Source organism: Sphingobacterium paramultivorum (assembly GCF_014109745.1).
In the GTDB taxonomy this organism is placed as follows: domain Bacteria; phylum Bacteroidota; class Bacteroidia; order Sphingobacteriales; family Sphingobacteriaceae; genus Sphingobacterium; species Sphingobacterium paramultivorum.
The window spans coordinates 5,668,897-5,694,807 of the sequence record NZ_CP058555.1; the positions used below are offsets into that span (position 1 = coordinate 5,668,897).

The following is a 25,911-nucleotide window of genomic DNA, read 5'->3' on the forward strand; positions in this document are numbered from 1 at the left end:
TGTTAAAAGTATGCACTATACTATTTTTTCAAAGCCGCAGCGCCTTTGATGATTCCTTCTACAACGGCAGGATCTTGAAGTGTCGAAGTATCACCTACATTGGCGATATCGTCTTCGGCAATCTTGCGTAAGATACGACGCATGATCTTTCCTGAACGTGTTTTTGGTAGATCATCAACAAATTGGATAATGTCTGGTTTAGCAATTGGACCGATAATACGTGAAACGGTTTCCATGATATCCTTTCTGGTGGCTTCTGCATCGGTATGGTGATTCGCAATGACATAAGCATAGATACCTTGGCCTTTTACTGGGTGCGGATATCCGACAATAGCGGATTCAACAACGTCAGCGTGCATATTGATGGCATTTTCAACTTCTGCTGTACCAATGCGGTGGCCCGAAACGTTCAATACATCATCTACACGGCCTGTAATTTTATAATAGCCTTCTGGACTACGGAAACACCCGTCGCCTGTAAAATACATATCCTTATACGTCGAGAAATAGGTTTGACGACATCTGTCATGATCCCCCCATGTCGTGCGTAGCATACCTGGCCAAGGGAACTTGATACATAGGTTTCCTGTGACATCATTGCCTTCGATTTCTTTTCCATTCTCATCCATCAAAGCGGGTTGAATGCCCGGCATCGGGAACATCGCATAACTTGCTTTTTCCGGTGTTACTCCCGCCAATGACGTGATCAAGTGGCCTCCATTCTCTGTCTGCCAATAGGTATCAACAACAGGACAATTCTTTTTACCAACTTTTTCATTAAACCAGTTCCAGGCTTCTTCGTTGATTGGCTCACCTACAGATCCCAAAACACGCAAAGAGGAAAGATCGTTCTTGTCGACAAATTCGTCACCAAAAGCCATCAATGAGCGCAATGCCGTAGGGGATGTATAGATAATATTGACGTTGAACTTATCAACAATGTCCCAATAACGGCTTGCATCTGGGAAGGTTGGAATACCCTCAAACATTAAAGAAGTAGCTCCTTGTGATAACGGCCCGTAGACGATGTAACTGTGTCCTGTAATCCAGCCAATATCTGCTGTACAGAAAAATACATCGTTTGGCTTATATTGGAACGTATTCATAAAGGTATAGCCTGTATACACCATATAACCGCCACAGGTATGTACTACACCTTTAGGCTTACCTGTGGATCCCGATGTATAAAGGATGAATAAATTGTCCTCAGCATCCATCTCTTCTGCTGGACATGCTGGATTTCCTTGTGTTTCTACTTTTTTGATCTCATCTTCCCACCATACATCGCGTCCTTTGATCATCGATACCGGTGTACGTGTACGTGTTAAGACAATTACTTTTTCAACAGTGTCACATTGCATTAAAGCATCGTCCACAATGTTTTTTAAACCAATGGTTTTATTGCCACGGTAACTACCATCTGAAGTAACGATCAGTTTGCATTCCGCATCGACGATACGATCCGCAATAGAACGTGCTGAAAAACCTCCAAACACCACCGAGTGGATAGCGCCGATACGAGCACAGGCTAATACAGCGATAACCAATTCAGGAACCATTGGTAAGTAAATACATACCCGGTCTCCTTTTTTGATGTTATTATTTTTAAGTACGTTGGCAAATTGCTCTACCTTTTGTAGTAATTGCTTATAGGAAAGAATGCGGTGCGCTTCATTTGGATCGTTAGGTTCCCAGATGATGGCTGGTTTATCACCATTAGCATAAATATGGCGATCAAGACAGTTTTCTGTAATATTTAATTTAGCACCCTCAAACCATTTGACATTGGGTTCCTCAAAGTTCCAGCTCAGCACTTTATTCCATTTTCTCTTCCAGAAAAAATGATCTGCAATGCTCGCCCAAAACTCCTCAGGTTGTTCTACACTTCGCTTATATTCACTTTGATATTCTTCAAATGATTTTATTTGTAGGCTCATCGTTATTAGGATTATTATGAATTATTTTAATTTATATTGTTATCGTTGCGAAATTGTTTTTGATATTTCGATTTCGGTGTACAATTTAGCGGTTTTTGCCCATTTTATCAAAAAATTGATGTTTAATATAATGTTAAACTACTTTTATCTATAAGATTGTTATCTTGCATCAAGATTTACCAAGATGTCTTTTCTAAGAAAGCTATTCTATATTACAATCTATACAAATCTTCTGATCGCCATGGCGGCCATGGCACAATGCGCGCTGACTTATATCATATTTGAACGGTCTATCAATTGGTATATCGTTTTAGTGGAAGGGACAGCGACTTTGTTGCTTTATAATTTTAGCCTGTGGTGGTCCAAACCGAAGAACCCAAAAGAATCAAAATTCCCGCGGACACGCTGGATCTTTAATCATGAATGGGTCATGTGGTTAAATAATGGTATCGCTCTGCTTGTGCTTGGTTATTGCTTGTGGTATATTCATGTGTACTCCTTTTTGTTTTTGGGATTTATTGGAATCCTGAGTCTATTATACGGAATGCCCCTGTTTACTTTCCGTGACCGCAAAGTGGGCCTTCGACAGATACCTGGGGCCAAGATTTTTCATATTGCCCTGGTCTGGGTCTGCAGCAGTGTGGTGCTTCCCTATGTGGAACTGGCCAATGTCGGTGTCAAAATAGATCAGTGGGTTTTTATTGCGCTCTGCGGATTGAAGTTCATATTTTTGGTTATCTGTACATTGCCTTTTGATATTCGGGATATCCAACAGGATTCCTATTATCACCTGCGGACTTTGCCCAATATGCTGGGCGAACAAAAAGCTAAAAATCTAACTTATGGGTTGTTGGGCCTTCATTGTGTTTTGATCTTGACGGTACCTTACACGGTACCTATTAAATTTGGATTGATTCTGACCAACGTGCTCATATTTGCATTGCTAAAATTGGCTGTTTTCAAAACAAAAGATCATTACCACTATGCTTATCTACTTGACGGTAGCTTGGTGCTTCAGTTTCTGATTGTTGTTCTTGTCCAGACCTTTTAGCCCTTACATTATAGGCTGTAAAAGCTTAAGCCTATTACCCTTCGGCATCCTTAAGAATAGAACTGGCTACCCCAAAAACACCTTTGTTTGATCAGAGATCTTGACAAATAGCTCTTTGTAAAAATTAAGATGTCAGAAAGGCGATGATCTTATCTGCAGCCACTTCCGATAATTTATAATAACTTTCGAATGTCCATCCGGCAACATGTGGAGATAAGATCACATTGTCTCTACGGATAAGATCTGCATACCAGTTCTGCTCAGCCAGTTTTGGAAACTTTTCTACTGGCAACACATCGAATGCTGCTCCGATAATGGAACCGGAATCAAGGCCGCTAAGCACTGCGGGTACTTGTACAATACCGCCTCGTGCCCCCAGTAAAAAGAAAATAGGTTTTTTAAATTTAGCCAGATAATCCGCATCAATCATCCCCTTTGTTTCATCCGTTAAGGGGATATGGAAACTGATCACATCGGCTTCTTTGCAGATCTTTTCCATGTCTGCTGCCGATGCATATTGATCCGCGTAGTCGATTCGATATTTATCATAGGCAAGCACCTGTACATCAAAACCGGATAGTTTTTTTGCCATGGCCATACCATTGTGCCCATAGCCGATCAAGCCTACAGTACGTCCCTTAAGTTCGTATCCACGATTGGCTTCACGCAACCACTGGCCAGATCGTATTTGTTGGTCACCCCGATTCAGATTGTTCATTAGACTGAGCAACATACCGATCATATGTTCACCTACAGCATCCCGATTGCCTTCATTGGCCGGAATTAACAGCACATCTCTTTGCGCAGCAACTGTATCGTCGATATTGTCCATACCTGCACCGGCACGGGCGATAAAGCGGAGGTTTGGTGCCAGGTCAAAAAAAGCTTTATCTACCTGAAATTTGGAACGGATAACCATACCCGAGTAATTGGAGATGATTTTTTCAGCTTCTTCTCGGCTGATATCAGGTTGATAATTGTAATGTATACCTGCCTGCTCAAATTTTTTAAGCATGACCTCATGAATATCGTCGACGATCAAAATTGTAGCTTTCATTCAATTATTTTTTATGTAGGGTCTGTTCGTGCATGTCATTCCTGTGGAGTACGTTGATTTAGATCCTAGTGTCTTCATTACGGTTGATCTGCATAAAATCTACAGATAGTAATTTGTTCAGCTGTTGTTGTTTCATGCGGTTAGGCATTATTTTCATGCCAAAATTTCGCATTCCTATTAAGAATGGATTCTCCCATTGTGCAATTTTTCCTATCCTCCAGGAAGTATTACAGATATAGTTTACCCGATCCAATCTTCTTTTTTCGAATCCTTGGAAAGCCAAATTAACGGAAGCTGAGGTCTGGAGTTCATCCACGAGCACAGCAACATCTTCAATAGCCTGACAGGCTCCCTGGCCCAGGTTGGGAGTCGTCGCATGTCCGGCGTCACCCAATAATAGGATATTGTCAAAAGCGAGTTGTTGAAGTGGTTCGATGTCAATGATGTCATTTGCAATTAGTTCGCTATCCTTTGTTTCCGAAAGAATTGTTGGAATAGGGACATGATAATCTTTGAAGTTGTCGAGGAGCTCCTTTGTTTTCCAATTTTTTAAGACCGGATTTTGTGCCTCAGCATTGATGCATGCGTACCAATAAATGCGGTTATTGACAAGCGGTGTCATCCCAAAGCGTCCTTTGCTGCCCCAGGTTTCCGTTCCTTTACTGAGCTGTATACTGCTATTATCGATAGTTGCCCGCCAACAGGTATAGCCTGAATAGCGGGGTGCCGATCCCGGTATCAGTTGTTGTCGTAATGCTGAGTGTACGCCATCGGCAATCAAAAGGGCTTGACCACGTACATGGCTTCCGTCTGCGAAATAAACTTGAATATCTTCTCCCTCTCGTTCAAAGGAAACGGCTCGTTTGCCGAGATGAACCTGTCCATTCGGGATTTTGGATAAGAGAAACTGATGCAGATCTGCCCGATGGATGGCGAAATTGTCCTGTTGATATTTTTGACTGATTGACCTGGTGTCTGGTTCAACAAGAATATTTCCCTTTTGATCCAAGACATTATAAGATGCAAGGTAATGCCCTATCGGAACGATTTCATCTTTCAATCCGAGATGTTCCAAAGCTTGCATGGCGTTGGCCGCGAGCCCGAATCCAGCACCTATGCCTTTGAGTTCAATGGCGCTTTCATAGACATGTGCTTCAATACCTACTTTTGCAAGCCCTATCGCAGCACATAATCCAGCGATACCTCCGCCAACGATAATAAATGTGCTGTCCGATGAATGCATACTAAAGACTGTTTGCTATTTCGCTTGTTAAACCGACAAAATCATCTACAGTCAATCGTTCTGCGCGTAGCTCGTATAGTGGATTATCGGACATTTTATCTTTGGGAACAACACCCGAAAGTGAGTTACGGAGGGTTTTACGACGTTGATTGAAGCCCGCTTTAACAACACGCCAAAATAGTTTTTCATCACAATTCAATTGCTCACGGTCATTGCGCGTCATGCGAATAACGCCCGACAATACTTTTGGCGGTGGATTAAAAGCTCCTGCTTTTACAGTAAAAAGGTATTCTACTTTATAATAGGCCTGTAAAAAGACACTCAAGATACCATATTCCTTGCTGCCCGCCTTAGCTGTACAACGTTCGGCTACTTCTTTCTGGAACATACCCGTCATTTGAACGACACGTTGGCGTTCATCCAAAATTTTAAAGAGAATCTGGGAGGAGATGTTGTAAGGGAAATTGCCAATGACAGCCATTTTCTCACCAAAATACTGTGAAAAGTCAAGGTTCAGGAAATCACCGTGGATCAATCGCTTACCCAATTGGGGATATTTATCGTCCAAATAAGCAATGGATTCGTCATCCACATCGATCAAATAGGTTTCATATTCCTCTTTTTGCAAGAGAAAATCAGAAAGTACACCCATTCCCGGACCTACTTCAAGCACTTGGCTAAAACCCAATTTAGGATCCAATGCTTCCACAATCTTTTGTGCAGCATTTTTATCGTTCAAGAAATGCTGTCCTAAATGTTTTTTTGCTCTTACTGTGCTCATGTTGCAAAAGTAAAAAATAAATAAGTGAAAAGTTATTCTAAGAAAAAAATCCCTATTTTTGAATCAAAGCATTTAAACAGAATGAGCGATAAATTAAAAATCGGAATTACCGTAGGCGATATTAACGGCATTGGACTTGAAGTCATCATTAAATCTTTGGTAGATCAGCGTATGTGCGATTTCTTTACGCCAGTGGTTTACGGAAATACAAAGGTTGCTTCTTTTCACCGTAAAGCGATTGGTGTAAATGATTTTAGTTTTAACGTGATCAATGATGCTGAGCAGGCGCATTCCAAAAGAGCAAATATGATCAATTGCTGGCAGGAAGACGTCAAGATTTCGTTGGGTGAAGAAAACGAAATTGGCGGTAAATATGCTTTCCTTTCGTTGGAGAAAGCTGTTGAAGACCTGAAAGCCGGCAAGATTGATGCTTTAGTGACTGCCCCAATTAATAAGCATAATATTCAACAGGAGGGATTTCAATTTCCGGGCCATACCGAATATCTGCAGGCCAAAGTAGAGGCTGATGATGTATTGATGTTTATGGTTTGTGATGAATTACGTATTGGTGTGGTAACAGGTCATATTCCACTGCATGAGGTTGCGGCTAATATTACCGAAGAAGCTATTCTTAAAAAGCTAGCCCTGATGAATGACTCGTTGAAGAAAGATTTTTGGATTGAAAAGCCTAAGATCGCGGTTTTGGGCCTAAACCCACATGCTGGCGATCATGGGATTATTGGTACAGAAGATGATCAGATCATTAGACCTACCGTAGAAAAAGCAAATGAACAGGGGATCTTCTGCTTTGGTCCATACCCTGCCGATGGATTCTTCGCAAAAGGTGCTTATGAGAAATTCGATGCGGTACTCGCAATGTACCATGACCAGGGTTTAATTCCTTTTAAGCATATTGCCAAAGGTGCCGGTGTAAACTTTACAGCTGGTTTACCTATCGTACGTACTTCGCCAGATCACGGTACAGGCTATGATATTGCTGGAAAAAACTTAGCTTCTGAAAGCTCTTTTGTAGAGGCAATTTTCTCGGCTTTACATATTGTAAAACGCCGCCGTGAACAAGCCGAATTACTTAAAAATCCACTTGCTTTCCGTAAGTTATCCAAAGATAGAGACTAAATATTCCGTCTTACTTTTTTAGGGACAAGGATAAAGATTGTTGATGTTAGTCTGTAAGCTCGCCGCTTACAGTGTCAGCGTCTTTGATCCTTGTTCAATTGTCTCTAATTCCAATACAAAAAAAATTGTTACTTTTGCAGACTGTTTGGTTTTTTACCTGCTGTTCTAACTATGTACGATAATTTACAACATCCAATATTTTCAATCATTAAGGAACTCGCCGAGACAACAAATACAGAATGTTATGTCATTGGGGGGTATGTTCGCGACTATATTATGAAGCGGCCTTTTAAGAATGATGTGGATATTGTTGTCGTCGGCAGCGGCATTGAATTTGCGACTTTATTGGGTGATAGGCTACATACCAAAGTTGCTGTCTATAAGAATTTTGGTACAGCAATGTTGGTTTATGAAGGACTCAATGTGGAGTTTGTCGGTGCCCGAAAGGAATCTTATCGTGCCAACTCACGTAAGCCTATTGTGGAAGACGGTACCTTATCCGATGATCAAAATCGACGTGATTTTACGATCAACGCGATGGCGTTTTCATTGAATAAAGCGGATTATGGTACTTTAGTGGATCCATTTGACGGCGTGCAGGATCTTGAACAGCGTGTTATTCGAACGCCTCTGGATCCGATAGAAACGTTTTCCGATGATCCGTTGCGTATGATGCGGGCCATCCGTTTTGCGACACAACTAAATTTTAAAATCACGATTGATGCGATCAAAGCGATTAGCGATACCAAAGAGCGAATAAAGATTATCTCGAAAGAACGTATTATCGATGAAATCAATAAGATTATTCTCTCACCTAAGCCGTCAGTCGGTTTTAAATATCTTTTTGATACTGGTCTCCTGGAATTGATATTTCCAGCCATGTATAATTTACATGGGGTTGATGTCATTGATGGCAAAGGCCATAAAGATAATTTCTACCATACGTTGGAAGTGCTGGATAATGTATGTGAATTGTCTGAAGATCTCTGGTTACGTTGGGCAGCGATTATGCATGATATTGCCAAACCGGCAACAAAACGTTTTGATAAAAAGCTCGGCTGGACGTTTCATGGCCACGAAGATCGTGGTGCCCGTATGGTACCAAAGCTTTTTGCTGAATTGAAGCTGCCGCTCCATGAGAAAATGAAATTTGTTCAAAAGCTGGTACAATTGCATCTTCGGCCTATTGTCTTGGCGCAAGATATCGTAACGGATTCTGCCGTACGTCGTCTGTTGTTTGAAGCGGGAGATGATATTGAAGCCCTTATGATGCTATGTCATGCGGATGTGACCACAAAAAATGAGTTTAAAAAGAAAAAATATCGTCAGAATTTTGAACTTGTCAAACAAAAATTGAAGGATGTCGAAGAGCGAGACAAGGTTCGAAACTGGCAGCCGCCGATCAGTGGAGAGGATATCATGATCCTATTTGGCTTAGCGCCAGGGCGTACTGTAGGCCAGCTGAAAAATTTGATTCGTGAGGCTATTCTGGAGGGCGAGATTCCAAATTCCCGATTAGAGGCTTATCAATTCTTGGTGAAAAAGGCAGGGGAAATGAACCTGACGGTCAAACAAGAAATCCCATTGGAAATTTCCAATTCTTAAAATATAGTATTAATTTTAGAGGGTTAAAAGAAGAAAATAGCAGAGATGGCAATTTATAGATTTAGAGTTACTTTTGAGGATTATGAAGATGTATATCGTGAGATCGACATGCCTTCTAAAAGTACATTTATAGACCTACATGAGGAGATCCATAAATCAACAGGATATGCTCCAGATGCATCTTCCTCTTTCTATGTGAGTAATGATCAATGGAAAAAGGGAATTGAGATCGCATTTAAGCCTACACAACGTAAAAAAGATGCTGAGGTATTGTTGATGGAGAATATCCGTTTGAGTAAGTTTATCGATGATCCACATCAGAAATTTTACTACGTTTACAATTTTGATCGTCCTTATGATTTCCAGGTTGAATTGATCAAGATCTTGAAGGAAGAGGATGGGAAGGACTATCCGGCGCTGTTTAAGTCTATGGGTCAGGTTCCTAAAACCATGACTGCGGCTAATTTCCCAGTAGCGGATGCTGTTGAAGAGGACGATTATGTGGAGGAAGACGATACGCAATATGGCGTAGATGATGAAGACGAATTGGATGGCTTCGACAGTGATGGTGACGATGAGGAAGAGAGCGAAGAAGGTGAAGAGCGTGAAGAATCCAACGGCTACGAAGACGAATATTAATTAAGAAGACTTTACAGGTCCTTTTAGGCCTGTGAAGTGCTATATTATGGCAAATAGAAAAACATTGATAGCCATTGTGGGGCCAACTGCCGTTGGTAAGACTACAATGGCTATTTCATTGGCACAATATTTTAAAACAGCGATAATTTCTGCTGATTCTCGTCAGTTCTATCGGGAAATGTCTATTGGTACAGCTAAACCAGATCCAGCGGAACTTGCTGCTGCTCCCCATTATTTCATTGATTCACACTCCATCACGCAGGATTATTCTGCAGGAGATTTTGAACGTGAGGCTTTACTGAAACTAGATGAACTATTTCAATTGCATGATGTCGTAATTATGGTAGGTGGATCGGGCCTGTTTGTACGGGCCCTGTGCGAAGGATTGGATGATCTGCCCAAGGCCGGGGATGAAGTGCGCGAGCGACTTAATCATGAACTTGCAGTATTGGGATTGGAGGTCTTAAAAGATCGATTGAAAAGTATTGACCCTGCATATTTTGAAACGGCAGACATCGATAATCCGCAACGTGTCGTACGGGCTCTTGAAGTTTTTGAGGCGACAGGTAAACCGATGTCCTTTTACCATAAGAAAGATGTCGAGAAAAGACCTTTTGATATACTTACCATTGGCTTGAATATGGATCGGGCAAGATTATATGAAAGGATCAATTTACGTGTAGATTTGATGATGGCAAATGGCTTACTGGACGAAGTTAAAAACCTACTGCCCTTTAAGACGAAACCTGCACTGCTCACTGTCGGTTATGCTGAGTTGTTTGATTATCTCGATGGCAAGCAGTCTTTGGTGGAAGCGACCGAAAAAATCAAACAAAATTCGAGACGTTATGCCAAGCGACAGATTACATGGTTTAAAAAATATGGTAATACGCACTGGTTTCAATCCCAGGAAACAGCCGCTATAATTGATTTTATTCAAAAGGAGCTGACGGGAGAGCATTCCTAAGCATTTAGCAGGAGTAGAGAACTTGACGTTATCCGCGAAGATTCAAACGAAGCTTATAGACCGCGTTTCAAGGCATGTATAACGTATATAGGCAATAAAAAAAGCCTTTGTTATTATTAATAACAAAGGCTTTTCTATTTCATTTTGGAAATTACTTTACTAAATAGTTCCATCCGAATGGATCTTCTACTTTGCCATAGCGCAAGTCGTTGAGGTAATTCAAAACACGATTTGAAAACTCTCGGCCCTCTACTGGTGGCAAGTGATAATCTTGTCCTTCAAAACCGATACGGCTGATATCGGTAATTGTGGCTGCCGTACCAGCTGCGAAAGCTTCAGTTACTGTACCGGCTTTAATACCGTCAATTAGTTCTTGAATAGATACCTTTCTCTGCTCGGCTTTATAACCCCATTTCTCCGCCAATTCCATAATTGTACGGCGTGTTACACCGTGTAAGATTGTATCACCATGTGGTGTAATAATCGTATCTCCAATGCGGAAAATAAGGTTTGCCGTACCTGCTTCTTCAATATATTTATGTTCAGAAGCATCTGTCCACATAATTTGGTCATAACCTTCGTCATTGGCCAATTGTGTAGGGTAAAGCGATAAGGCATAGTTACCCGCATTTTTAGAAAAACCAACACCACCTTCTGCTGCACGCGTATAGTAGGTCTCAACTTTTAAGCTGATTGCTTTGCTGTAATATGCGCCTACAGGACCAGTGATAATGATAAATTTGTATGACTTTGAAGGGTGTACACCTAATGCCGCTTCTGTTGCGAACATAAAAGGACGGATGTACAATGATGAACCTTCTTTTGCCGGGATCCAGTTACGGTCGATGTCCAATAGTTTGCTTAGGCCATCCATAAAAATCTCCTCAGGTACCTCCGGCATTTGAAGACGTGCGGCAGATTTGTTGAATCTTTCCCAGTTTCTGTCCGGACGGAAGATACTCACTGTTCCATCTGCAAATTTATAAGCTTTGATTCCTTCAAAGATCGCTTGACCATAATGTAAAGCGGACATCGAAGGACTAATACTGATATCTCCATAAGGGACGATGCTGACATCTTTCCATTCACCGTCATCATAGTTTGCGACCAGCATGTGGTCGGATAAAATCTTTCCGAATTTTAGATTGTCGAAATCTACTTGCGAGAGTCTTGAATTTTGAGTTGGCTCTACGCGAATTGAATAGTTCTCTGTCGCGTTCATCTTATTTTTTAATTACTTAGGCTAAGTTAGGAAAAAAATGAAATATAAGTTGCACGTATACCCGGATAATTTACCCGCTTTGATATGCCTTTTATTTCGGACAGTTGTTCCCTATTTTACTACACTTTTTTTTGAAATGGAAGAATTTTACTTCATATTTCTCGGCTAGCCCGTATTAATAATTAAATGTGTTAATTTTTTATTAATTAACACGGTGATTTGATATTGTGGCATAAAGTTTGGCTATACAGAATGCGGTCCTATAGATGGGCTTTTTGGTCCGCAGTAACGCTATAAAATCACTTATCATAAAAATAAACTTAGTATGGAATTGACTCACAGTCTTAACAAAAGTAGTGAAGTAGCATCAGGCGATAATCGCTCAGTGTTACAGGGTGAAGTTGAAGTTCAGAAGAAAGGTATTTCTATGAATTTTATCCTTGGTTTTTTTGTTTTTTTATATAAAACGGCAATTAAACCTTAACAAACCTCCATTATAGTCTAAGCTTTCTTGAGCTTATCAATTAGACGAACTCACAGCAGTTCTTTAAAACAACAAAATTCAGCAATACGAGATTAGCCAAAATAAGGGAATCCAAAAATTTTGGCTAATCTCCAGCCGGAGACCACCCTATTATTCGGTCAGTATGTGGAATTTTTCATTCGGTACGCCGTATTATTCGGCTAGTATTTTCAATAGCGGGTCGAGATATTCGCGACTATTGCTCAATCTTGGAACCTTATTTTGTCCACCTAGCTTACCTCTTGATTTCATCCATTTATAGAACGTATCTTCGGGTGCATTGTGTACAATAGGCGGTCGGAGCGCCATATTCTTAAATCGTTTGGCGTCATAATCCGAATTGATTTCACGGAGTTTAGCATCCAATATTTCACAAAAACGCCTAAAATCATTGGGTTGTTGTTCAAATTCTATCACCCATTCATGTGCTCCGGCTTCGGCATCTTTAAAATAGACAGGCCCAGCAGTATAATCTTTTATACGAGCCTGTGTCAACTTGCTCGCTTCGGCCAGAGCCTGTTCGGCGTTGTCAACAATAACCTCTTCGCCAAAGGTGTTAATGAATTGTTTGGTACGTCCGGAGATCTGAAAGCGATAAGGAGATAATGACGTAAACTTGATGGTATCTCCGATTTTATAACGCCACAAACCAGCATTAGTTGAAATGATCAATGCATAGTTTTTGCCAAGCTCCACCTGATCCAAACGTAAGGTTGACGGATTTTCTTCGTGCATTCGCTCAGTAGGTAAGAATTCGTAATAAATACCATAATCTAGCATAAGCAGAAGATCTTCCGAATCCGACTGATCTTGTAAACCAAAATATCCTTCTGAGGCATTATAATTCTCTAGATAATACATATTGTCAGAAGGGATCAATTTTTGGAATTGCTCGCGATAAGGTTTGAAGCTCACTCCGCCATGCCCATAAAACTCTAGATTTGGCCATACTTCCAGTAGGTTGTCTTTGCCTGTAATCTCAAGAATACGTTTGGCCATAACAATATTCCATGTCGGTACGCCAGCTAGGCTCGTTACGTTTTCTTTGAGTGTAATTTGGGCAATCTGCTCAATTTTCTCTTCAAAGTTTGGGTTTAAAGTAACCTCCATATTGGGCGTTCGCTTAAATTCTGCCCAGAAAGGAAGGTTACGGATGAGGATTGATGAAAGATCGCCGTAGTAGGAATCCGGACTGAAATTGTTTATTTGTGAGGAACCACCAATAACAACAGATTTTCCTGTAAATACGCGATTTTCGGGTCTATTATGGCAATAGATTGTAAGCATATCTTTACCACCCTGGAAGTGACATTCTTCGAGCGCTTCCTCACTAACGGGAATAAATTTGCTACGGTCAGATGTGGTACCTGAGGACTTGGCAAACCATTTGATATCAGAAGGCCACAGGATATTCTGTTCGCCTTTTATCATGCGATCAACGTAGCCCTTGATATCATCATAGTCCTGTATAGGGACGCGTTCTTTGAAGATTTCTGGCGTTAATATACTTGTATAATCGTATTTTTTTCCCCATTCCGTAGCTTCAGCAGTGGCAATTAAACTTTGGAACCATTCTTCTTGTACATCGTGTGGGTATTTCATGAAAAGTTCAATCTGGTGAATTCTTTTTTTCATGAACCAAGTAAAAATGGAGTTTAATAAGGCCATAGGGGGGAGATTCTTTAATCTTTAAAATTTTTTCCTTCTTAATTCAAAATGTCGACCGAGATAAAATTTACGGGCAAGCTCATTATCTGCAATTTCCTCAGGGGTACCCGTCAACATAATCTTTCCTTCGGTCAGGAGGTAGGCCCTGTCCGTAATAGATAGGGTTTCCTGTACGTTGTGGTCGGTAATTAAGATGCCGATATTACGGGTTTTGAGCTTGGCTACGATCGTCTGAATTTCTTCTACGGCGATTGGGTCAACCCCTGCAAAAGGTTCATCCAAAAGTATAAAAGATGGATTTGCAGCTAATGCTCGCGCAATTTCGGTACGTCGACGCTCACCACCGGATAACAAATCACCCCTGTTCTTGCGGACACGGTGTAGGCTGAATTCTGTGAGTAGTTCTTCCAGTTTTGCCAAACGTTCTTCTTTATTCGGATAGTGGATTTCTAATACAGCCAGGATGTTGTTTTCTACAGAGAGCTTCCGAAAGACCGATGCTTCCTGGGCGAGGTAACCTATCCCGCGTTGGGCACGTTGGTACATCGCATCCTGCGTAATCTCCTGATCGTCGAGGAATACTTTACCTTCATTGGGCTTGATAAGACCAACAATCATATAGAATGAGGTCGTTTTTCCTGCCCCATTAGGACCTAATAACCCGACAATCTCTCCTTGTTCCACATGGAAGGAAACATTGTTGACAACGGTGCGCTGCTTATATTTTTTTATGAGATGTTCTGCCTTTAAAATCATCTTCGTGGAGTGTCTTGTGTTATATGTATCTGTTCAATAGGACTACTTAAGAACCCTCACCATTCTTTCATGCCTGGTATCTAATCCAGTATGAGGGTTTTATGCCTGACCAAATCTTGTGTAAATATATTTAATATCTTCTTACTATTGCAATACTAATACTTAATCCCTTTGATGTTTAGCTGTAAGTTTCTTTTGTTGCGCCACACATTCTCTTCAATGCTGTAACAGATGTCGAAACTTTGTCCGGAATTGATATGTGTGATATGTTCTGCCAGTCCAAAACCGATACAGTCAAATGAAGGAGAGTCTTCTTGAACAACGGTCATCTTGAGGTGATTCGTGCCTACAATAAAGGCTTGTCCTACTGCATTTATCTTTTTACTGAGGAAAATAGGAGATTCATTTTGGGGGCCGAAAGGTTCAAACTGCTGGAGAATACGGAAGAACTTAGCGTCGATATCCTTCAACGCTAGCTTAGCATCGATCAAAATTTCTTGGGTCAGCATTTCAGGACTGATACGTCGCGATACCACTTCCTCAAAACGATCTTGGAATAGGGTGACATTATCTAAGGACATCGTTAGTCCGGCAGCATATTTATGACCACCAAATTGCTCCAATAGATCGGCGCATTCGCTTAAGGCTTCATACAAGTCAAAACCTAGTACCGAACGGCAGGAACCTGCAATATGACCATTTGTTTCGGTCAATATAATCGTCGGACGGTAATATTTTTCGGTCAGGCGGGAAGCTACAATACCAATGACACCTTTGTGCCAGTCGGCTTTATACAATACAGTGGATTTGCGGCTTTTAAGTAGGGCATTGTCCTCAATGAGTGCCAGCGCTTCTTCTGTTATTTTGAGATCAAAGTCTTTACGGACATTGTTTTGATCGTCAATGCTCGAACTAAAGTCTTTGGCTTCTTGTAGCGATTTGGAAATCAAAAGCTTGACGGCATCTTTGGCATGGTCTATTCTTCCAGCAGCATTAATGCGTGGGCCGATCTGGAACACAATGTCATTAACTGTAAAGATCTTCGTTCGATTATTTGATAAGTCAATCAGTGCCTTTAGTCCGACGCAGGGATTCGTATTAAGTTTAATAAGGCCAAAGTGGCTGAGTATTCTATTTTCACCGGTAATCGGAACAATGTCCGAAGCGATACTCACGGCCACAAGATCCAAAAATTGATAGCAGGCATTGATATCCATGCCGTTGGTCAATATAAAAGCCTGAATAATCTTAAAGCCGATTCCACAACCTGAAAGTTCTTTATAGGGATATTCACAGTCTGCACGCTTGGGATCTAATACGGCATAGGCTTTGGGAAGTTCTTCACCGGGAAGGTGGTGATCGCCAATGATAAAATCAATTCCTTTGCTATTTGCGTAATCTATTTTATCGACGGCCTTGATACCGCAGTCCAAGGCAATAATTAAGCTGAAACCATTTGCTGCGGCATAGTCGATGCCTTGTGTGGAGATGCCATAACCTTCGGCATAGCGGTCTGGGATATAAAACTCCAGCTGGCTATGAAATTCCCTAAAAAAACTATAAACAACGGCTACCGCTGTGGTACCGTCTACGTCATAATCTCCATAGATCAGAATTTTTTCTTTGTTGCCGATGGCTTGGATAATACGGGTGATGGCTTTCTCCATGTCCCGCATCAAAAATGGATCGTGCAAATCCGATAATTGAGGTCTAAAAAACTGCTTTGATTCGTCAAAAGTCTCAATTTCTCTGCTCACGAGCAACTCTGCCAATACAGTGTTGATGTTTAATTCCTCGCGCAGTTTGTTGGTTATTTTGACATCAGTTTTAGATTTTAGTACCCACCTTTTTTGCATATCTTTGCACAATATTTTAAGTGTAAATATACGTTTTAAGGCTGGACTTACCTAATTCCTAAACCCGGTATTGATCCGCTGTTGCTTAACGTGCATATTCCCAATGTTTTAAATATGGTGCAGGCTTATTCTTTATATGAAGGTTCTTTTTCCGTAGACAAGAGTAGAAAATTTATTCCCTTTGATCCACTTCTAGACGACCCTAAGGACCGACCGGGGGCGATGTTTATCCGTGTCCATCCCTTCTTGATCCAAACTAATGCCGGACTTGTTCTCTGTGATACCGGCCTTGGCTATACCGATGACAGTGCTGTGCTACAGCTGCATCATAATATCCGTAAGGCTGGCTTTAGACCCGAAGATGTAAAATATGTACTGATGTCCCACCTTCATAAGGATCATGCCGGTGGGATGGTCACATTTGAAAACGGAACTGGACGTATCGCATTTCCTGAAGCCGAATATATTGTTCAACGTGGGGAATGGGAAGACGCCTATTCAGGGATCTCCAGTTCATACAGGACCGAGATTTTTGATGTGATTCAACGCAGTGGAAATTTGGTACTGGTGGAAGGTGAAGGAAAAATAAATGATGAAATCAGCTATGCGCTCAATGGTGGACATACCGCGCATCATCAGGCATTTCATATTCAAACGGATGATCAGCACTATTTCTTTGGCGGAGATGTATTACCTGAGCCTGAAGAAATTTTCCATAATTATGTCGCCAAATATGATTTTGATGGTCGGCGCTCCAAAGCCTTGCGTCAGGAGTATTGGGCAGAAGGCGCGCCAGCAGGCTGGATTTTTTTGTTTTATCATTCTAAAAATATAACCATTGGCCGTAGTCAGATCCGGGAAGATGGAACCTATAAGCTGGTTAACGCAAAGTTATAAAGTAAAAACCTCCATGACCTTTTGGGAACATGGAGGTTTTTGGAAGGTTTAGTATCCCGGATTTTGTGGGAAGGCTGCACCAGTGTTACTGTCAATAACTTCTTGTGGAATAGGCCAAAGAATAAATTCTTTTTTCACCACATTTTTTGATTGTGTGTTTAATGTTTGCACACGGCGTAAAAAGATATCCTCACCAAAACGGGCAAGGGTCATACGGCGCATTTCCTCACCAATAAGCTCCCGGGCGCGTTCGTCGAGAATCAAATCAGCATTGATTGCTGTGGCATCGATTAATGACGCTTTTGCACGGGCACGGACAGCATTGATGGCATCTTTAGCTTGTGCCGGTTTATTGGCGCGCCAGTATGCTTCAGCCAATAGTAGGTAAGTCTCTGCCAGACGTACTTTCACACGGTCCTTCATATTTCCTTCAAATGCAGGATCAACAGCTGTCTTTCCGTAGAAAAATTTGGTTGTTGTCGGGAATACATTGCCTGATTCTTTGATGGCGTCGGTAAGTACGATCTTCTTGCCATAAAGTTCAGGGACGGAAGGATCGTTATAATACCAATCGCGTTTGATATTGAAAGATGAATTTCTGACATCTTGTTTTTCATAACTATCCAGCCACCATTGATAAGGGCGTACGTGCCCAAGACCTCTTCCACCAAGTGAGTCGGCCAAAGCAAATCCTTTTTGTTGTGAATAGAAAGGCACCCAGGCACGTTTACTCCAATCCGTGTAGCGGTCGCCGCCGCCTTGTGTATTGTATTCCAATTGGATGGCCCAGATCGTTTCTTGATTGCCGGAACCGCGATTTTGATTGTTTTCGATAAACATATCGTGGAAATAATCCCCGGGTTTATCTTTTTCGGCACCAAAACGTTGATCGTTCAATTTAAAGTAGCCACTTTGAATAACTTTGTTGGCAGCTTCTGCAGCTAAATCTGGCTGTCCAGCTTCGATATATGCTTCTGCCAGGTAGTGTAAAGCAGCCCATTTCGTCAATTTACCTTCCTGAATTGTTCCTGGATTGTCGGGCAGGTTTTCACTTGCATACTTCAGGTCTTCAATCATGTGCGTCAAGATTTCAGCTTTCGGTGTACGCGTGAAATCGCGACGGGGTGTTTCGGATACCTTGTCCACCCAAGGCACATCGCCGTACAGGTTAACTAAGTAGCGATAACTATAGGCGCGGAAGAAACGGGCCGTTGCTTCCACACGTTTTGGATCGTTGTCCTTGTCTGTCCAGCTAATACCATCCTTTTTTAAAGCCTCGAGGATGGTATTGGTATTACCAATAAATCCGTAGGCATATTTCCAATAATTGCGGACATAAGACGAAGCAGGATTTAGCGTATAATTGCTGAATGGAGCCAATGTAGCGTCTGTACCTGTGTTTTTGATAGCAACGATATCTGTTCCGACCTGTAGTGCCTCCTGTGGAGTTGCTCCTTGGGAAAAGATACTACCGTTCCAGGTCAGGAATTCCATGCGGGCATAAGAGTATAAACCATTTAGTCCAGTTTCGAAGCCTTTCGTATTAATATAGGTATTATCAGGTGACTGAAAGCTGCTGGTGTCTTCATTTAAGAAGTTCTTGCTGCAGCCTGTAAAAAGTAAGCTTAGGCCAGCTAGAATTGTATATAAAGTTGTATTTCTTTTCTTCATGATCTTGATGTGTTTAGAATTGGACATTTACTCCCAATGAGAATGTTCTCGCAACAGGATAAGGACTGGCAATATTTGTCGTTGTTGGATTACCTGTGGTCGAACTTACGCTCAATGCCTCTACGTTGTAACCTTTGATTTTGGAGAATGTATAGAGGTTACGGGCGTTAATAAATGCTTTAATGGAAGAGAGATTCAATCTTTTTAGAAAATCGCCATCAAAGGTATAGCCCAAGCTAAAGTCCCTAATTCGCCAATAGGATGAATTGATATAATACGTATGGTTATTTACAGGCGTGTATCCAGGGGATGGGATGTCTGTGTTTGTACGCTCCGGTGTCCAGTAAGGCATGTCAGCAAGATAATTGGCGCCGTTGTTAGGTAAGAAACGTTCGATGTTTTTGAAATCATCTATTTTCGTTCCACCAAATGCCCCATTCATAAAGAACGACAGGGAGAAATTTTTGTACGTGAAATCATTGCCTATACCGAGTGTATAAGGTGATATTTTGTTCCCCATCATGGTGCGGTCATTGGCATCGATTTTACCGTCGTTGTTGAGGTCTGCTAACTTGGCATCGCCAGGTTTCGCTTTAGGTTGATAGGAGTTTGCGATGTCTTCGCCCTCTTGCCATACACCAATGACTTTATAATCGTAGAAAATACGGATAGGCTTTCCGATTAACCAGGCATTGGTCAAATCATCTTTTCCATCAGCGCGCAGTTTGGTGATTTTATTGTTGTTATAGGCAAAGGTCGTATTTACATTCCATTGGAAATTGTCGTTTTTGACAGGTATGGCATTCAAGTTAACTTCTATCCCTTTGTTGGAAGTTTCACCGATATTGGTCAAAATGGTGTTGTAGCCGTTCATGACAGGGACCTGTTCACTTAATAAAAGATCCGATGTTTTTGAGGAGTAGTAGTCGATCGTTCCTGAAAGTCTATTTTTGAGAATACCAAAATCCAAACCAAGGTTTAATGAAGCTGTCGTTTCCCAAGTTAGATTGCTTCCACGTCCATTGAAATTCATCACAAGTCCTTTGACTGGGTCAAGACCATAGATATAATCGACGTTGGTCAGACGGTCGTAAGTTTGATAAGGTGATACGGCCTGATTTCCATTTTTACCATAAGAAACACGAAGTTTTAACAAGTCGAAATAGTCCTGCACATTTCCTTCTTTAGAAACCACCCAGGCTCCTGCAACGGATGGGAAAAATGCATATCGGTTGTTTACAGAAAATGCACTATAACCGTCCGAACGACCTGTTAAGGTTAATAGGTAGCGATCCTTAAAGGCATAGTTGATTCTTCCCATGTAGGAAATCATCGCTGTATTTTGAAGGTTGGATTCGATCTTAAGATTTTTAGAGGCAGAAGCCATGTTGTTATATCCGGCATCTGATACAAAATCGTCTCCATTCATTCTTGAAGTTTTCAAATTTGTTTTCTGGGAAGAATAGAGGCCCACGACATTGATCTTGTGGTCACCAAAGGTACGGTCATAGGTCAAGAGATTTTCCCAGGTCCAGTCCCAGAAATGCTCATTGTAAATTGATCCGGTACCGTTCACACCGCGTCCTGTAACCGTATTTGAACCATAGTAGGAGTTTTCGTTAATATTTCGATAGTTTGTTCCGAAGGTGGTTTTGAAACTTAATCCTTCAATAGGGAGTTTCACATCAAGCCAAGTATTCGCATAGACCGTTCTTCTGGTCTGATCCCATTGGCCTTTTTCGTCTGCGAAAGGGTGTGCCCACAATGTTTGTGCGTACATCGGGTACGTTATAGCAGTTCCATCGGCATCACGGTTTTTACTGTAAGGGGAAAGTTTTACGACACTTTCGAGGTTAGGCTGTACGCCGTCACGGTTCCCTTGAGAAGCCTGCATGGTCATTCCTAGCTTTAACCAAGAGCTTAAACTTTGGTTGAGGTTTAGATTGACATTATATCTTTCGTATGGCGTGTTTTTTACCACACCATCTTGATTTAGGTAGCTTACAGATGCATAGTAATCGGATTTATCCGTTCCACCCGAAAAACTGAGTTGATGTTCCTGAATGGGAGCGCCACTATTGAATACTTCGTCCTGCCAATTGACTTCTTCCCCTTTTTTGTATTGTTCCAATACGTTGGCAAAAAGATAATTTTCTGGGTTGAGCTGATCGCCGGTTTTTCCTTTCGAAGCCTGGTAATCACGCATAAATTGGATGTACTGTGGGCCGTTCATCAATTTAAGGCGGCGTTCTACACTTTGAACCCCAAAATAGCCGTTATAATTGATGCGTGCTTTTCCTGCTGCACCCTTTTTTGAGGTGATGAGGATAACGCCATTTGCAGCTCTTGAGCCATAGATTGCGGTGGATGAGGCATCTTTCAGTACCGAGATACTGGCAATTGTATTGGAAGAGATATCACCCAGGGAACCACTAAAAGGAATTCCATCCAGGATAATTAGGGGTGCATTGGAGGCCGAGATCGAGTTCTCACCGCGGATATTGATAGAAGCTGTTTCGCCAGGTTTGGCCGAGCCGGAATTGATCGCTAAACCAGAAATTTTACCTTGAAGTTTATCGACAACATTCGGTGAATTTATTCGTTCCAGGGATTTTGCTTCCACTGTAGCGATACTTCCTGTCAAATCGCTCTTTTTCTGTTTACCATAACCTACGACCACAACTTCATCCAAAACATCCTCAGATTTTGTCAAGGTTATTTGTGATGCTTGTGCTGCAGAGACTTCTTTCGCCGTAAATCCGATCGAGTTAAATGTTAGGATGGCACTTTTTGAACTGACGTTCAGTGAGAAGATACCGTCTTGATTGGTTGTAGTTGCTGCTGCTTTACCTTTTTCAGAAACGGTAACACCGCTTATTGGTTTCCCCGTTTCATCAACGACCTTTCCGGAGACGGCTTGCTGGAAGGGTGAACGACTGGTTATTGCAACCAAATTACGTGGATTTGCTACCCCGTAAATAGGTGCCGCTAATGACAAAATTGATAATGGTGTCAGAAGGATGAGATGACTCTTTTTGACCATAGGTGTGTAATTTAGATTCAGTAAGTGTTTAATGCGGCAATTATAAAGAAATAAAGCGTTGGCAATTCTATTGCTTCTTGGAACAAACGATTGCACGAACTACGAAAACGTTATAGAAATGGGGTTTTGTAATGAAAAATTGGAGCTAATGGAAGCTGATTTGTTCGCCTAGGAATTCCGATCGTTAATAACAGGTGTACGTCGAGCGATTTTATTGTTGTTCAGTTGTGTCATCAAGATGCCATACGTCGAAAAAAGGGATGAAATCGGTTAAAAGGGTCGTTTTTCTGCTCTTTTTTTAGTATTTTGGGGTAATTTGGTCTTTGTAGCCCATCCCGTCAGATACCAGCGGATTCGTTTAAGATTGATTTTTTGGGTAAATTTGTGTTTTAGTAGCTAAGGGCTGATGCTGTTTTTTCTAAAAGTCTTTGTTTTTTGTTAGAAAGAACCTTTAGCTTGTTTTCGTAATTGTTGTAAACAACTTTATGAAGCTTATATTATTAGTATTTATTTAAATAGAAGATTATGTCTATTGTAAGAGAGTCCGATCTGATTGGAATTGGAAAAAAATTTCAAATTGAAACCGATGCGGGAGACAATATGGTTGTTGTTATCCATGACGATGGCAGACGGGAACTTTATCGCTATGATGACGAGGAACATGAGTCACGTTGCGTCATGACACTCAATGACGATGAATCTCGGCAGATTGCGGGTATTATCGGTGGTTTGTCCTACAAGCCTAAAGCTTTGGAGACAATTGAAGTTGCTTTGGACGATTTACGCATTGAATGGTACAAAGTGGAAGGCAAAAATGAGGGGGCAGGAAAGACAATTGGAGAGCTGGAAGTTCGTCAACGTACAGGTGCATCAATTATTGCTGGCATACGGGATGATGATACGGTTATCAATCCAGGACCGTCTTATTTGATTAGCCCAGGTACCACACTTGTCATTGCTGGAAAGAAGAATAATATTAAACTTTTGAAGGAAATTTTACTGTAATTTATGCTATCACATACCTTAATACTGGAAATTGGAATCGCTGTAGGACTTGTTGCCATTGTTGGCCTAATAGCCAATAAGCTTAAGTTTTCTGTTATTCCATTTTTCATTATTATAGGAATGGTTTTGGGACAGCACGCTCCACAGGTTGGTCTGGTGGATTTAACATTTACAGAAAGTAAACCCTTTATAGATTTCATGGGACGGTTGGGCGTATTATTCCTGCTGTTCTATCTGGGACTTGAGTTTTCGGTCAATCGCCTTATTAAATCCGGTAAAGCAATTGTCACAGGCGGGACAATTTACGTCTTATTGAACTTTACCTCAGGCTTGTTGATCGGATGGCTAATGGATATGCCATTTAAGGAGATGATGGTCTTATGCGGTATCATGACAAGTTCTTCCACGGCTATTGTTGCAAAGGTTCTTACAGATCTCAAACGCACGGCCAACCCGGAGACTGAGGTTATTATGGGGATGATTATGTTCGATGATCTGTTTATAGCGATGCATATCTCTTTCCTTTCGGGCTTGATACTGACAGGAAGCAGTTCTTTTTGGACGGTAGCAGGAACTTCCTTACTGGCCTTGGGATTTATATTGGCCTTTTTGATTTTGGGCAGAAAACTGGTGCCTGCGATTGATCGCTTATTGAAGGAGAAAACTTCTGAATTATTTATATTGATCATCTTTGCCTTACTGTTTATTGTGGCAGGTTTCTCTGAAACCATCCATGTTGCGGAGGCAATTGGGGCATTGATGGCTGGCTTGGTGTTAGCAGATTCGCAATACATCAAAAAGATTGAATCGATGGTACTGCCCTATAAAGATTTTTTTGGGGCAATGTTTTTCTTTAGTTTCGGATTGTCTATTGATATTATGTCACTTGGAGGGGCTGTATTTTGGGCTTCGATTGCAGCGCTGGTGACGGTGATGGGTAATCTTGCATCGGGGTATTTTGCAGCTAAATTTTCGGGCATGAAACCTAAAACTTCTTTTGATATTGGCTTTACGTTGTCTGCGCGGGGAGAGTTTTCCATTATCATGGCAAATATTGGTAAAGCAGGGGCTTTATTGCCCGTTATTCAATCCTTTGTGGTTGTATATGTTCTCATTCTTTCCATTGTATCCCCACTATTGACCAAAGAGTCCCGTAATCTGTGGAAATTACTTTTCGGTACGGATGCCAATAGCTCCAAGCCTTTGAAAAAGTTGAGTGATTTGGAAAATAATCAGACCACTTAGCGCTTCTGGATGATAGGGGTGCTCTTATATGAGTGGTCACAAACAAAGAGGATCCTACAATACTGTAGGATCCTCTTTGTTATTATGAGCTATTGAATTTTATAAAAACCCTAACTCTAGTTTTGCTTCTTCCGACATCATGTCTTTTGTCCAGGGGGGATCAAATGTCAATTCGACCAATGCTTCTTTGACACCTGCTACAGCAGCAACTTTTTCTTGAACTTCATTCATGATTTCGCCTGCCACGGGGCAGCCAGGAGCAGTCAGCGTCATTACAATCTTTGCAATACCCTCTTCCTTCGTAATGATTTCATATACAAGCCCCAAATCCACAATATTTGCGGGTTTCAGTTCAGGATCATAAATTGTTTCCAGTACAGCTTGGATTTGTGGCGCTAGACCCAGTTTATCTAATACAATGATACTCATTTATTCAATTTTTTATCGTGAATAGCGTTTTGATAGATCGCTAATAATTTCGCTTCATTTATTTCAGGAGTAAAATTACTAAAATAGTAAGCAATGCAGGTCTTTCTTATCTCATCTTTTTCATTTGTCGTTTTTGTACTCCACTCCCTTAAACATTGGATGATATCGTTTTTGTTGTGGGGATCGAAAGTTTGTCCTGTTTTGCCGGGGATAATCAGTTCGGGGAGTGGGCCTAGATTTGAGCAGAGCACAGCTGTTCCGACTGAATAAGCCTCAAGAATCGTGATCGGCATACCTTCAAAGCAAATCGATGGTACGAGTAGTGCCTGTGCTTTGGCTATCAGGGGCAGTATTTCTGACCTTTTTTTGAAACCGAGGTAGGATATATTCGGCTGGTTTTTAATGCTTCTCAAGACCTCATTTTCGAGCGGACCGCCACCAATTAGCTGTAGTTGAAAATCTGTGCCGATAAAAGTATCGATCAGATTCAATATCCCCTTTTCATCTGAAAGACGACCGACGTATACGAAGTAGGCCTGTGTACCCTCGGGCGCTATTGTGGCAGGAAAAACAAAGTTGGGTTTAATCTCGAATTTAGTAGACGGAAGGTGCAAGGTCGATTCAACGAATATGTTCTTTGCAAAGGAGCTTAAATTGATGTAGCGATTTACCTTTGCCCAAGTTCCAATTTTACGGTGAAACCAATAATTCAAAGCCAGAAGAAATGTTTTGACTGTGGAATTATTGAATGCCTTTTGCCGAATGGCCGTCCACGGAAACTCCTCTTGGAGTGAGTCTAGAAAGAGATGGTTGTGGTGGTACAGCGTCGCCGAAGGGCATAGTAAACGGAAGTTATGCAAGGTCATGACCTGGGGGATGCCGAGTTTTGCAATCGTACGAACGATAATCGGACCCGCTGCGTAATGGGTGTTGTGAACGTGAACGATATCTGGTTTGAACATCCGAATTATTTTTTTGACACGTTGAGCAGCGCAAATATTCCAAAAAGATCCTATTGTCTGTAATGCACCCTGCCAGCCCTTTTTATTTTGAAAGGTTAGCGTTTGGACCTCATGTCCTTGCGCGAGGAGGGAAGATTCCTGCTGAAATACAGTGTCTTCACCACCAGGATCTTGATAAAATGTATGGATAATCAGTATGCGCATAATAAAAGACTTA

The 25,911-nt window shown here is 41.4% G+C and carries 21 protein-coding genes; 9 read left to right on the forward strand and 12 right to left on the reverse strand.

The genetic code is table 11. The features are described from left to right. Positions 1 to 20: 20 nt before the first annotated feature. On the reverse strand, positions 21 to 1,937 hold the full coding sequence (gene acs, locus HS960_RS23435; RefSeq protein ID WP_153845711.1) for an acetate--CoA ligase: 1,917 nt from the start codon (positions 1,935 to 1,937) through the stop codon (positions 21 to 23). 184 nt (positions 1,938 to 2,121) lie between these two features. Here acs and HS960_RS23440 point away from each other — a divergent pair, with 184 nt between their 5' ends. Next, positions 2,122 to 2,988 carry a UbiA prenyltransferase family protein gene (locus tag HS960_RS23440; protein ID WP_153845710.1) on the forward strand — a complete coding sequence of 289 codons (867 nt, stop codon included), beginning with the start codon at positions 2,122 to 2,124 and terminating at the stop codon, positions 2,986 to 2,988. A gap of 124 nt (positions 2,989 to 3,112) precedes the next feature. Here the strand turns inward: HS960_RS23440 and HS960_RS23445 are convergent, their stop codons facing one another. From HS960_RS23445 to rsmA, 3 genes are read right to left on the reverse strand one after another with little or no spacing between them, the layout of a single operon-like run. Beyond that, positions 3,113 to 4,045, reverse strand: coding sequence for an NAD(P)-dependent oxidoreductase (locus HS960_RS23445; protein WP_153845709.1), 933 nt, complete (start codon positions 4,043 to 4,045; stop codon positions 3,113 to 3,115). 58 nt (positions 4,046 to 4,103) lie between these two features. Beyond that, on the reverse strand, positions 4,104 to 5,288 hold the full coding sequence (locus HS960_RS23450) for an FAD-dependent monooxygenase (RefSeq protein WP_153845708.1): 1,185 nt from the start codon (positions 5,286 to 5,288) through the stop codon (positions 4,104 to 4,106). Between the two features lies 1 nt (position 5,289). Continuing rightward, entirely contained in the window at positions 5,290 to 6,069 is a 780-nt protein-coding gene (gene rsmA, locus HS960_RS23455) for a 16S rRNA (adenine(1518)-N(6)/adenine(1519)-N(6))-dimethyltransferase RsmA (RefSeq protein WP_153845707.1), read from the reverse strand. A gap of 81 nt (positions 6,070 to 6,150) precedes the next feature. Between rsmA and pdxA the strand changes: the two genes are divergently transcribed. The 4 genes from pdxA (at position 6,151) to miaA (ending at position 10,417) form a co-directional block, all read left to right on the forward strand. Next, on the forward strand, positions 6,151 to 7,206 hold the full coding sequence (gene pdxA, locus HS960_RS23460; protein WP_070560760.1) for a 4-hydroxythreonine-4-phosphate dehydrogenase PdxA: 1,056 nt from the start codon (positions 6,151 to 6,153) through the stop codon (positions 7,204 to 7,206). A 171-nt stretch (positions 7,207 to 7,377) separates the two neighbouring features. After that, a complete protein-coding gene (locus tag HS960_RS23465) occupies positions 7,378 to 8,811 on the forward strand; it encodes a CCA tRNA nucleotidyltransferase (protein ID WP_153845706.1) in 1,434 nt (477 codons plus the stop codon). Positions 8,812 to 8,856: 45 nt separating this feature from the next. Beyond that, positions 8,857 to 9,450 (forward strand): IS1096 element passenger TnpR family protein, encoded by a 594-nt coding sequence (locus tag HS960_RS23470; RefSeq protein WP_153845705.1) that lies wholly within the window; start codon positions 8,857 to 8,859, stop codon positions 9,448 to 9,450. Positions 9,451 to 9,496: 46 nt separating this feature from the next. Next, positions 9,497 to 10,417 (forward strand): tRNA (adenosine(37)-N6)-dimethylallyltransferase MiaA, encoded by a 921-nt coding sequence (miaA, locus tag HS960_RS23475; RefSeq protein WP_153845704.1) that lies wholly within the window; start codon positions 9,497 to 9,499, stop codon positions 10,415 to 10,417. Positions 10,418 to 10,568: 151 nt separating this feature from the next. On the opposite strand, the gene HS960_RS23480 is transcribed toward miaA, so the two are convergent. Beyond that, positions 10,569 to 11,639: a branched-chain amino acid aminotransferase gene (locus tag HS960_RS23480; RefSeq protein ID WP_046672808.1), complete on the reverse strand. Its 1,071-nt coding sequence runs from the start codon at positions 11,637 to 11,639 to the stop codon at positions 10,569 to 10,571. A 325-nt stretch (positions 11,640 to 11,964) separates the two neighbouring features. On the opposite strand from HS960_RS23480, the gene HS960_RS23485 reads away from it, so the two are divergent. Then, positions 11,965 to 12,123: a hypothetical protein gene (locus tag HS960_RS23485; protein ID WP_153845703.1), complete on the forward strand. Its 159-nt coding sequence runs from the start codon at positions 11,965 to 11,967 to the stop codon at positions 12,121 to 12,123. Between the two features lie 192 nt (positions 12,124 to 12,315). On the opposite strand, the gene HS960_RS23490 is transcribed toward HS960_RS23485, so the two are convergent. The 3 genes from HS960_RS23490 to recJ form a co-directional block, all read right to left on the reverse strand. Next, positions 12,316 to 13,830: a GH3 auxin-responsive promoter family protein gene (locus HS960_RS23490; RefSeq protein WP_153845702.1), complete on the reverse strand. Its 1,515-nt coding sequence runs from the start codon at positions 13,828 to 13,830 to the stop codon at positions 12,316 to 12,318. A gap of 21 nt (positions 13,831 to 13,851) precedes the next feature. Then, the gene (gene lptB / locus HS960_RS23495; RefSeq protein WP_028072074.1) at positions 13,852 to 14,586 is read right to left on the reverse strand and encodes an LPS export ABC transporter ATP-binding protein; all 735 of its coding nucleotides are present in this window, start codon (positions 14,584 to 14,586) and stop codon (positions 13,852 to 13,854) included. A 155-nt stretch (positions 14,587 to 14,741) separates the two neighbouring features. After that, positions 14,742 to 16,442 carry a single-stranded-DNA-specific exonuclease RecJ gene (gene recJ / locus HS960_RS23500; RefSeq protein ID WP_153845701.1) on the reverse strand — a complete coding sequence of 567 codons (1,701 nt, stop codon included), beginning with the start codon at positions 16,440 to 16,442 and terminating at the stop codon, positions 14,742 to 14,744. 114 nt (positions 16,443 to 16,556) lie between these two features. Between recJ and HS960_RS23505 the strand changes: the two genes are divergently transcribed. After that, the gene (locus tag HS960_RS23505) at positions 16,557 to 17,339 is read left to right on the forward strand and encodes an MBL fold metallo-hydrolase (protein WP_153845700.1); all 783 of its coding nucleotides are present in this window, start codon (positions 16,557 to 16,559) and stop codon (positions 17,337 to 17,339) included. Positions 17,340 to 17,387: 48 nt separating this feature from the next. Here HS960_RS23505 and HS960_RS23510 read toward each other — a convergent pair whose 3' ends face one another. After that, a complete protein-coding gene (locus tag HS960_RS23510) occupies positions 17,388 to 19,010 on the reverse strand; it encodes a RagB/SusD family nutrient uptake outer membrane protein (RefSeq protein ID WP_153845699.1) in 1,623 nt (540 codons plus the stop codon). Positions 19,011 to 19,023: 13 nt separating this feature from the next. Then, entirely contained in the window at positions 19,024 to 22,053 is a 3,030-nt protein-coding gene (locus tag HS960_RS23515) for a SusC/RagA family TonB-linked outer membrane protein (protein ID WP_159727235.1), read from the reverse strand. Between the two features lie 525 nt (positions 22,054 to 22,578). On the opposite strand from HS960_RS23515, the gene HS960_RS23520 reads away from it, so the two are divergent. Both HS960_RS23520 and HS960_RS23525 read left to right on the forward strand, forming a co-directional pair. Then, positions 22,579 to 23,058 carry a cation:proton antiporter regulatory subunit gene (locus HS960_RS23520; RefSeq protein ID WP_046672804.1) on the forward strand — a complete coding sequence of 160 codons (480 nt, stop codon included), beginning with the start codon at positions 22,579 to 22,581 and terminating at the stop codon, positions 23,056 to 23,058. 3 nt (positions 23,059 to 23,061) lie between these two features. After that, positions 23,062 to 24,303 carry a cation:proton antiporter gene (locus tag HS960_RS23525; RefSeq protein ID WP_159727233.1) on the forward strand — a complete coding sequence of 414 codons (1,242 nt, stop codon included), beginning with the start codon at positions 23,062 to 23,064 and terminating at the stop codon, positions 24,301 to 24,303. A 99-nt stretch (positions 24,304 to 24,402) separates the two neighbouring features. On the opposite strand, the gene HS960_RS23530 is transcribed toward HS960_RS23525, so the two are convergent. Both HS960_RS23530 and HS960_RS23535 read right to left on the reverse strand, forming a co-directional pair. Next, positions 24,403 to 24,732, reverse strand: coding sequence for a metal-sulfur cluster assembly factor (locus HS960_RS23530; RefSeq protein WP_046672802.1), 330 nt, complete (start codon positions 24,730 to 24,732; stop codon positions 24,403 to 24,405). After that, positions 24,729 to 25,898, reverse strand: a complete 1,170-nt coding sequence (locus HS960_RS23535; protein ID WP_153845696.1) for a glycosyltransferase family 4 protein — start codon at positions 25,896 to 25,898, stop codon at positions 24,729 to 24,731. Before HS960_RS23535 ends, HS960_RS23530 begins: the two co-directional genes overlap by 4 nt. Positions 25,899 to 25,911: the final 13 nt, after the last annotated feature.